We start from the raw sequence: 9,215 nt of genomic DNA, 5'->3' as shown, positions 1-9,215 counted from the left end.
TCCTCCCCCTCCGTCACGCTGCGCGTGCCACCTCCCCCTGGCGGGGGAGGATTTGATGCCTGCCGAACCGCGCTGCAGGCGCCATCAAAAAAGAAAAACCCCGGCGGCCTTTCGACCACCGGGGTTTCCTCGCATGCCCTTCCAACAGGGAAGGGTGACCGGCCGTGGCGCCTGTCAGGGGGGTGACACCCCGACCGGCACACGCTTAGCGAAGCAGCGTCAGAACATTCTGCTGCGACTGGTTGGCCTGGGCGAGCATCGCGGTCGATGCCTGGCTCAGGATCTGCGCCTTGGCGAGCGCCGTCGTTTCGGCCGAGAAGTCGGCGTCCTCGATGCGGCTGCGCGCTTCGGTCAGGTTGGTGACGTTGCTGGTCAGGTTGTTGACCACCGATTCCAGGCGGCTCTGGCTGGCGCCAAGCCCGGCGCGGACCGTGTTGACCGTGGTCAGCAGCGCGTCGACCACTGCCAGCGCGTCGTCGGCATTGTCAGCGGTCGCGACCGACAGGCCGGACGTTTCGATGTCGTCACCCACTTCGACCAGAATGTCGTCACCGACCTCAGCCGCGATCTGGTCACCGACTTCCGCCGCGATCAGGTCGCCTTCCTCGGCGGCGATTTCATCACCGACCGACACGGTGATCTCGTCGCCTTCACTCACGACGATCTGATCGCCTTCCTCGGCCAGCACTTCGTCGCCGACCGCGACCGCGATGTCGTCGCCGATATCACCGCCAAAGCCGTTGTCGATGTCGTCCTGCGTTGCCGGGCGCATCAGGTTGGCATCGACATCTGCCTGGGTGGCAATGCGGGTAGCGCCCGCCGTCACGTCATCGGCCGTAGCAGCGCGGGTCACGCCCGCCGTCACATCCGCAGCGGTTGCTTCACGGGTCACGCCCGCATCGACATCGTCCTGCGTCGCGGCACGGGTCGCACCGGCGGTGACGTCTTCCGCGGTGGCTTCACGCGTTGCACCTGCCGTTACGTCCGCAGCAGTCGCGGCGCGGGTAGCGCCCGCGGTCACGTCGTCTGCAGTCGCTTCGCGCGTCACACCGGCATCGACATCGTCCTGCGTCGCGGCGCGGGTGCCGGCCGACATGGTGCTGAGGTCGATATTGCCGATCGAGATCGCGACGGTGTCCCCCGAGTTATAGCCGGTCTGGATCGTCGTGGTCGTACCCGCGCCGCCCGAGGACGTGGTGAACAGCGAAACGCCGTTGAACTTGGTCGTGGTCAGCGCCGACGAGATCTGCGAGGTCAGCGCAGTCACTTCCGACTGAAGATTGGCGCGGTCGCTGTCCGAATAGGTACCCGAAGCCGACTGCACGGCCAGCTCACGAATACGCTGCAGCATGTTGGTGACTTCGCCCAGCGCGCCTTCGGCGGTCTGCGCCAGGCTGACGCCGTCATTGGCATTGCGGATCGCCTGGCTCATGCCGCGGATCGACGAGGTCATCGTCGATGCGATGGCGAGGCCGGCGGCGTCGTCCTTCGAAGTGTTGATGCGCTTGCCAGTCGACAGACGCTCCATGGCGGTCTGCAGCGAGGCCGACGCCGTCTTCGAAGCGTTCGCGGCACGCATGCTCGCGATGTTCGTTCCGATAACAGTCATGTCTTGTCTCCGTTCAATCCGGCGTCTCCCCGTTCCCCCCTGAATGCGAGAGAGCCCGAGCCGCCACAGGGGTGAACGGCAGGGTGGGCGGCGGATTAAGCAGTTTTCTGCGCAGTTTTTCGTGGGCCTCGCGCGCGCGTAGAGGCACGCGCGGCTAACTGGAGCCGAAAAATGCTGTTTTTTTGAATTGGTTTACTCGGCGTTTACCACCAATCCCGCATTCCCCCGTTCAACAGGGGGTTCTCGAATGCAGACCATCTTTCCGTCGGCCGCAGTCCTTCGCCAGAATTATGCGCTGGTTTCGGCGCTGCGCTCGCAGGGGTTCACCATCGGTGCCGCCGACAAGGTGAAGCCGATGCCGGGCGACCTGTTCATGATCGTCGAGGGCGAAGCGCCCCCGGTCTCCGCCCGCACGCTGGTGCTGGCCGAGGGGCCGGTCGCGGCGATCCCGTTCCATGACGGCAATCCCGCCCGCCTGTCCTATGGCGCGGACGATGCCGCAGTCGCGGCCGGCTTTGCCAGCGCGATGCTGCGCGGCGCGCATGCCCCGGTCGCGGCCGATCCCGAAAGCCTCGCGCTCTACGCGCTGGCCGAGCGCGTTGCCGCCGCCGACATCACCGTGCTGATCAACGGCCCGACCGGCACCGGCAAGGAGGTGCTGGCCAAGGCGATCCACAACGGCTCCACCCGCCGCGACGGCCCGTTCATCGCGGTCAATTGCGCGGCGTTGCCCGAAACCATGCTCGAAGCGTTGCTGTTCGGGCACCAGAAGGGTGCGTTCACCGGTGCCAATGCCGCGGGCGAAGGCTTTTTCCGCGCCGCCAATGGCGGCACTTTGCTGCTCGACGAAGTCGCCGAAATGCCGCTCGCGCTTCAGGCCAAGCTCCTGCGCGCGCTGCAGGAGCGTGAGGTGGTGCCGATTGGCGCGACCGCTGCTGAAAAGATCGACGTGCGCGTCATCGCCTGCGCCAACCGCGACCTTCAGGCCGAGGTGATGGAAGGCCGCTTCCGCGCCGACCTTTACTACCGCCTCTCGGTCTTCCCGCTGTCGACCAAGCAACTGGCTGCGCGCCCCGGCGATATCGCCGCGCTTGCCGCGGCGATGGTCCTGCGTCACAGCGCCGGCCACGCGCGGCTGCCCTGGGTGACGCGTGAAGCACTCGCCGTGCTTCAGGCGCATGACTGGCCGGGCAATGTCCGCGAGCTCGAGAATGTCATCCAGCGCGCGCTGCTGCTGTGCATGGGCGATGCGATCACCCCGGATCACCTGATTTTCGATCGCCCGGCGATGCCCGCAGCGGTCGCGGTCGAGACGGGTCAGCTCAGCAATATCGTCCAGCTCAGCGAATTCGCCGCGATCCGCGAGACGCTGGCGGCGTGCGGCGGCAGCCGGATTGAGACCGCGAAGCGGCTCGGCATTTCCGAACGCACGCTGCGCTACCGCCTCGCCAAGGCGCGCGAGCAGGGCGAGGACCTTGTCCGGAGGATTAGCGCATGAGCGGGATCGGCGGAGTGGGCGGCGCGGGTGGCGTCGACCGGGTGATGCAGCTGCGCGCCCAGATCCTCGAACGCAACGAAGCGCTGCAGCGCGCGACCAGCGGTGCTGCGGCACCGGTGTCGTCGCCGGGCGCCCAGCCCGCCGGCCCGTCCAGCTTCATCGACACGATGCAGCAGGCGGTCGCGAACGTGAACGGCGCGCAGAGCCGGGCCAGCGAACTCTCCGCCGCCTATGAACGCGGCGAAACGGTCGACATCGCCAAGGTGATGCTCGCCCGCCAGGAGGCGTCGGTCGGGTTCGAAGCGACGCTGCAGGTCAGGAACAAGCTGCTGACCGCCTATCGTGACATCATGAGCATGCCGGTCTGATCGCCATGAGCAACGCCATCGCCACCACCGACGCCCCTGCCCCCGCCACCAGCGGCGGCGGCATGGCCAACCCCCTCAAGCAGATGGGCGCGCTGTTCGTCCAGCCCGCGGTCAAACGCAGCCTGCCGCTGATCTTCATGCTCGGCCTGATCGGCGCTGCCGCGCTGGCCTGGGTGATGCTGTCGACCCCGCCGCAGCGCGTGTTGTTCGCCAATCTGCCCGAAAGCGACAAGGCGGCGGTGGCGCAGGCGCTCGACGCCGCGAGCATCGCCAACGGCATTGACGGGTCGGGATCGATTACCGTTGCCGAGGACGATTATCACAAGGCGCGCATGCTGCTCGCCGGGCAGGATCTGCCCAAGGCGGCACCGGGCGGCTATGCCCTGCTCGACAATATGCCGATGGGCGCGAGCCGCGCGGTCGAGGGGGAGCGGCTGCGCCAGGCGCGCGAGACCGAGCTTGCTCGCTCGATCGGTGCGATCGACACGGTGGCCGAGGCGCGGGTGCATCTCGCCACCCCCGAAGCCAGCGTGTTCGTGCGCGACAAGGCCGAGCCCAGCGCATCGGTGATCGTCAAGCTCCAGCCCGGCCGCACGCTCAGCGACGCGCAGGTCCGCTCGATCGTCAACCTCGTCGCCTCGTCGGTGCCGGGGATGAAACCCGATGCAGTGACCATCGTCGATCAGCTGGGCGAACTGCTCAGCAAATCCGGTCAGGAAGCGAGCGCGGGCGACGCGCGGATCGATTTCCAGAACCGGGTCGAGGACAAGGTGCGGCAACAGCTGGTGACGCTGCTCACCCCGCTGCTGGGTGCCGGCAATTTCAGCGCCGAGGTGCAGGCCGAGGTTGATCTCGACGAAAGCCAGGCAACGCGCGAAAGCTATGACAAGGAAGGCACGGTGGTCCGTGCCGAACAGGGCAACTGGACCGGTGCGCCGCGCGATGCAGCAGGTGCGCCCGGTGGTATTCCCGGTGCCCTGTCCAACGCGCCCCCGGCGCCGAGCACCGTCGCGACGCCGGCCCCGGCTGCCCCCGGTCAGGCTGGTCAGCCCGCGACGCCGGTCGCCGCGCCGGGCATGAAGCAGAGCGACAGCTTTACCCGCACCTACAGCAACGGCCGCGAAGTTTCGGTGACCCGCAACATGCCGGGCAGCATCAAGCGCCTGTCCGTCGCGGTGCTGCTGCGCGAGGAGCCGGGCAAGCCGCGCGGGCAGGTCGAGATCCGCCAGATCGACGAACTGGTCAAGGCCGCAGTCGGCTATAAGGCCGAGCGCCAGGACCAGGTCACCGTGGTGAGCCGCAAGTTCAGCACCAACGCTGCGGCCGAGGCGGAGGGCATCCCCTTCTACGAAACGCCATGGTTCGCGATGGTCGCGCGCAATGTCACCGCGCTGGTGATCGCGCTGCTCGTCCTGCTGCTCGGCGTGCGCCCGCTCGCCCGCGCCCTCATGCGCCGCCGCGACGATGCGCGTGCCACCGGGGCGCCGATGGGTGCCGCCGATGGCGTGCAGCTGCCAACGCCGGTCAGCCCGCAGATGCTGACCGGGTCGGGCCTGTCGCTCGGCGACCGGGTCGGATTGGTGCGCGATTTCACGCGGGAGAATCCGGCGCGCGCCGCGCTCGCCGTGCGCGACATGATCCGCACGGAGGGCCAGTGAGATGAACGCTCCGCGCCGTTTTACCGGGGTCGAACGCGCCGCCGTGTTGATGATGGTGGTCGGCGACGAAGAGGCCGCAGCGATCCTGCAAAAGCTCGATCCCGATGAGGTACGTCAGCTTGGCAGCGCGATGATGGCCGTGGCCGATGTCAGCGAATGGGAAATGGCGCAGGTCCTGGATGACTTCACCGGCCGCGCGCAGGAGCGCAGCGCGATCCAGTTCGATCCGCGACCCAAGCTCGAAACGGTGGTGACCAAGGCGCTGGGGCCGGAGCGGGCGGGGACGGTGCTCGCCAGCATCCTGCCGCCCGAACCCGCCGAATCGATCAGCGCGCTCGCCTGGATGGACGCGACCGAGATTGCCGGGATGCTGGAGGATGAACATCCGCAGATCGCGGCCGTGCTGCTCGCGCATCTCGATCCCGCCGTCGCGGCGCAGGTGCTGGAAATGCTGCCCGAGGCGAATCAGCCGCAGGTGCTGCGCCGCGTCGCGCGGCTCGGCCCGGTCACGCCGGACGCCATCGCAACGCTGACCCAGGTGCTCGAACGCCATAGCGGCCAGCCGAAACGCGTCGCCGGCGTCCAGATGGGCGGCGCGCGCGAGGCGGCGAAGATCATGTCCTCGGCGCGCAAGATCACCGAGCAGAAGGTGATGCCCAAGCTCGCCAAGATCGACCGCGAGATCGCCCGCGCGATCGAGGAGGCGATGTTCGTCTTCGACAATCTGCTCGAGCTCGACGACAAGAATATGGGTACCCTGCTGCGCAACGTCGACAGCGACGTGCTGGTCCGCAGCCTCAAGGGCGTGGATGAGGCGGCGCGCACGCGCTTCCTGGCCTGCATGTCGAGCCGCGCGGCCGATACGATCCGCGACGAGCTGGAAGCACGCGGCCCGATGAAGATGGCCGAAGTGCTCGACGCGCAAAAGGCGATGATCGCCACGGCGCGTCAGCTGGTGAAGGACGGCACGATCACCATGCCGGGCGGCGGCGGAGACGACGATTATGTCTAACTTCGTCCCTGGCCTCGCCGCACGCAGCGACGGCATCGCCGACGCGCTCAAGCGCGCCTTTGCCCCGCCCGACGGCTTTGCCGCGCGCGCCATCGCGCCGCGCCCGCCCGCCACGCCGCGCCATTTCGCGCCCGAGGCACCGGGACACAAATCGACCCAGGGCTGGGACATGTTCGAGGCGGACAAGGCGGCCGAGCCCGCGCCGTTCGTCGATCCGGTCGCCGCCGCCCGCGCGGCCGGTTATGCCGAGGGACTCGCCGCCGGTCGCGCCGAGGCCGATGCGGCAATGGCGGCGCAAACGGCATTGCTCACCCAGGTCAGCGACGCCCTCGCACGCGGCGCGCATTTCGATCGCGCGCGCATGGCCGGGCATCTGCGTCAGACCGTCCTGCACCTCGTCACCCGCATGATCGGTGAGGCCGGGATCGCACCCGATGTGCTGGCGGCACGGATCGAAGCGGCGACCGACCTGCTCGCCGACAGCGCCGAATCGGCCATGCTGCGGCTGCATCCCGACGATGTCGCCCTGGTCCAGGATCATCTGCCCAAGACGATTTTCCCGGTCGGCGACGCGACGCTCAAGCGCGGCGCCTTCGTCATCGAAAGCGCTTCGACCATCGTCGAGGACGGGCCGGACCTGTGGCTCGAACAACTGGCGCAGGCGATCGACCGCGTGCCGATACCTCCCGCGATCTGAGGGCGCATGTTCAACGATTTCACGGCGGACTATCTCGACGGCCTCGCCCGCGGCGGTTTCCGGCCCCAGCCCAAGGTCTCGGGCCGCCTGTCCTCCTATGACGGGCTGCTGATGGAGGCGGTCGGCCTCTCGCTGCCCGTGGGGACGGTCTGTGCGATCGGGACCGGTGAGCATCGCGTCGAGGCTGAGGTGATCGGCTTTCGCGGCGGCAAGACCTTGCTGATGAACCTGGGCGGTCCCGCCGCATTGCTCCCCAACGCCCCCGTCCGCCCGGTCGGCCCGCCCGGCGAGGCCGAGGTCGGCGCGGCGATGCTGGGCCGCGTGGTCGATGGCGCGGGCAAGCCGATCGACGGGCTCGGCCCGATTCGCGGCGCGGGTAAATGGCCGCTTGCGGGCAAGATCCAGTCGCCGCTCGACCGCGGCCGCGTGCTGCAGCCGCTCGATGTCGGGGTGCGCGCGATCAACGGCCTGCTGACCATCGGTCAGGGTCAGCGCGTCGGCATCATGGCCGGATCGGGCGTCGGCAAATCGGTGCTGCTCGGCATGATGGTCCGCGCCGCCAAGGCCGACGTTATCGTCATCGGCCTGATCGGCGAACGCTCGCGCGAAGTGTCCGACTTTCTCGAGACCAAGGTTGCTGGGGCTGCCCGCGCGCGTTCCGTGGTCGTCGCGGTTCCCGCCAACCACTCCCCCGTGCTGCGGATTCGCGGCGCGTTGCGCGCCACCGCCATCGCCGAAGCCTTTCGCGACGAGGGCAAGAAAGTGCTGCTGATCATGGATTCGCTCACCCGCGTTGCGCATGCCGGGCGCGAGATCGGCCTGGCGCTCGGCGAACCGGCCAGCGCGCGCGGCTATCCGCCCAGCGCCATCGCCATGCTGCCCAGCCTGATCGAGCGCGCCGGGACCGATGTGCACACCGGCGGGTCGATCACCGCGATCTATACCGTGCTCGCCGATGGCGATGACGGCAACGACCCCGTCGTCGATAGCGCCCGCTCGATCCTCGACGGCCATATCGTGCTCAGCCGAGCGCTCGCCGAACGCGGCGTCTATCCCGCGATCGACCTTGGCCCATCGGTCAGCCGTGTGATGACCGATATCGCGACCAGGGAGCATGTCGCCGCCGCACGCGTGCTGCGCCGTCACCTGGCCACGTACGAGGAGAATCGTGATCTCGTCCTGATGGGCGCCTATCGCGCCGGTGCGGACGCCCAGATCGACGCGGCCATCGCCTGTCACGACACCGTGCTCGACTATATCCGCCAGCCCTATGACGAGACGGTCAGCCTCGACGAAGCGGTGACCGAACTGGTCGGCGTGTTCGGGGATGCGTGAGGCGCCCAAAATCCTCCCCGGAACGGGGAGGGGGACCAGCGAAGCTGGTGGAGGGGGCCCGAGGCAAGCGCTTCGCTTGAAGGAGGGCCCCCTCCGTCAGCGCTGCGCGCTGCCACCTCCCCGTGCCGGGGAGGATTGATTGGATAAGCACCAGAAGAAGCTCGGCCGCCTGCACCGCGTCCGCACGCTTCAGCTCGACATGGTGCGCGCGAGCGAGGTTGCGGCGCGCGAGAAGGTCGCCGCCGAACAGGCGCTGCGTGCCCGAATCGAATCGCTGGCTCAGGGGGTCGCGCCGTCGCCCGCGCCGCTGCCTGGCAGCGCCACCAGCCTGATCGCCGCCGCCCATTATCGCGAACGCTTGCACCAGTCGGCCTTTGCCGCCGAGCGCCGCGTCGCTGATGCACAGCGCGGGCTCGACCATGCCCGCAGCGCGACGCAGGAAGCCAAGCGCGACCAGAGCGCGATCGAGAAGCTGATCGAGCGTGCCGAGGCCAATGCCGCGCGCCGCGCAATGCGCGCGCTGGAGGATATGCCGGCGATTCCGAGAAAACGGCACGATCCTTGCTGATCACGGGGCGAAGGAGTTTCGCCCGACGTGACCGACCTGCTCGCCTCGACCGCCATCACTCTGTCCCCGCCCGGAATCGCGCCGCGCGCCTTTGCCGCGACGGTGGCCGGTGGCTTCGATCTCAAGCTTGCGCTCGATTGCGTGATGCCCGGCCTCGCGCCCGCGACCGGCAAGCCGGTTGCCGGGGGCGGCAAGGATTTGCCGGTCCCCGGCAATGGCGCGGCGGCGGGCGACGACACCGACAGGGATGACGCGCTGCTGGCATGGATGCCGGAGGGGCTGATGCCGCTCCCGCTCGAAGCGCCGCTTCCCGCCCGGATCGCAGTCGGCACGCCGGCTGCTCCGATCGCCGCGCCGATCACCGAATCGGTCGATGCCGCCACGCTTCCCGTCGACTTGCCCGAAGCGGCTCCGCTTCCCGGCGAAGCGACGGGCGCGGCTGACGGCGATGCGTTCGCCGCGTCGCTGGC

Annotated in this window: 7 protein-coding genes and 3 pseudogenes; 8 read left to right on the top strand and 2 right to left on the bottom strand. The window is 68.6% G+C overall.

What is annotated here, in order from left to right:
• Nucleotides 1-205 precede the first annotated feature (205 nt).
• Nucleotides 206-469: pseudogene (locus AX681_RS22825) on the bottom strand (flagellin); the annotation flags it as partial.
• A gap of 735 nt (nucleotides 470-1,204) precedes the next feature.
• Nucleotides 1,205-1,609, bottom strand: a pseudogene (locus tag AX681_RS22820) (flagellin N-terminal helical domain-containing protein); the annotation flags it as partial.
• A 247-nt stretch (nucleotides 1,610-1,856) separates the two neighbouring features.
• Between AX681_RS22820 and AX681_RS08800 the strand changes: the two are divergent.
• From AX681_RS08800 to AX681_RS08765, 8 genes and pseudogenes are all read left to right on the top strand, one after another.
• The gene (locus AX681_RS08800) at nucleotides 1,857-3,107 is read left to right on the top strand and encodes a sigma-54 interaction domain-containing protein (protein WP_066682084.1); all 1,251 of its coding nucleotides are present in this window, start codon (nucleotides 1,857-1,859) and stop codon (nucleotides 3,105-3,107) included.
• Nucleotides 3,104-3,475 carry a flagellar hook-basal body complex protein FliE gene (fliE, locus tag AX681_RS08795; RefSeq protein ID WP_066665389.1) on the top strand — a complete coding sequence of 124 codons (372 nt, stop codon included), beginning with the start codon at nucleotides 3,104-3,106 and terminating at the stop codon, nucleotides 3,473-3,475. Before AX681_RS08800 ends, fliE begins: the two co-directional genes overlap by 4 nt.
• Nucleotides 3,476-3,480: 5 nt before the next feature.
• Complete coding sequence (fliF, locus tag AX681_RS08790) at nucleotides 3,481-5,133, top strand: flagellar basal-body MS-ring/collar protein FliF (protein ID WP_066665390.1); 1,653 nt, start codon at nucleotides 3,481-3,483, stop codon at nucleotides 5,131-5,133.
• 1 nt (nucleotide 5,134) lies between these two features.
• Nucleotides 5,135-6,145 (top strand): flagellar motor switch protein FliG, encoded by a 1,011-nt coding sequence (fliG, locus tag AX681_RS08785; protein ID WP_066665396.1) that lies wholly within the window; start codon nucleotides 5,135-5,137, stop codon nucleotides 6,143-6,145.
• Nucleotides 6,138-6,842 carry a FliH/SctL family protein gene (locus tag AX681_RS08780; protein WP_066665398.1) on the top strand — a complete coding sequence of 235 codons (705 nt, stop codon included), beginning with the start codon at nucleotides 6,138-6,140 and terminating at the stop codon, nucleotides 6,840-6,842. The genes fliG and AX681_RS08780 overlap by 8 nt, the downstream gene beginning before the upstream one ends.
• A 6-nt stretch (nucleotides 6,843-6,848) precedes the next feature.
• The gene (locus AX681_RS08775; RefSeq protein WP_066665400.1) at nucleotides 6,849-8,177 is read left to right on the top strand and encodes a FliI/YscN family ATPase; all 1,329 of its coding nucleotides are present in this window, start codon (nucleotides 6,849-6,851) and stop codon (nucleotides 8,175-8,177) included.
• Nucleotides 8,178-8,316: 139 nt separating this feature from the next.
• Nucleotides 8,317-8,745 carry a hypothetical protein gene (locus tag AX681_RS08770; protein ID WP_231733842.1) on the top strand — a complete coding sequence of 143 codons (429 nt, stop codon included), beginning with the start codon at nucleotides 8,317-8,319 and terminating at the stop codon, nucleotides 8,743-8,745.
• Between the two features lie 27 nt (nucleotides 8,746-8,772).
• Nucleotides 8,773-9,215, top strand: a pseudogene (locus AX681_RS08765) (hypothetical protein); the annotation flags it as partial.

The organism is Sphingomonas sp. CCH9-E2 (assembly GCF_001557215.1).
Classification (GTDB): Bacteria; Pseudomonadota; Alphaproteobacteria; order Sphingomonadales; family Sphingomonadaceae; genus Sphingomonas.
This window is presented reverse-complemented; position numbering and strand designations above follow the sequence as displayed.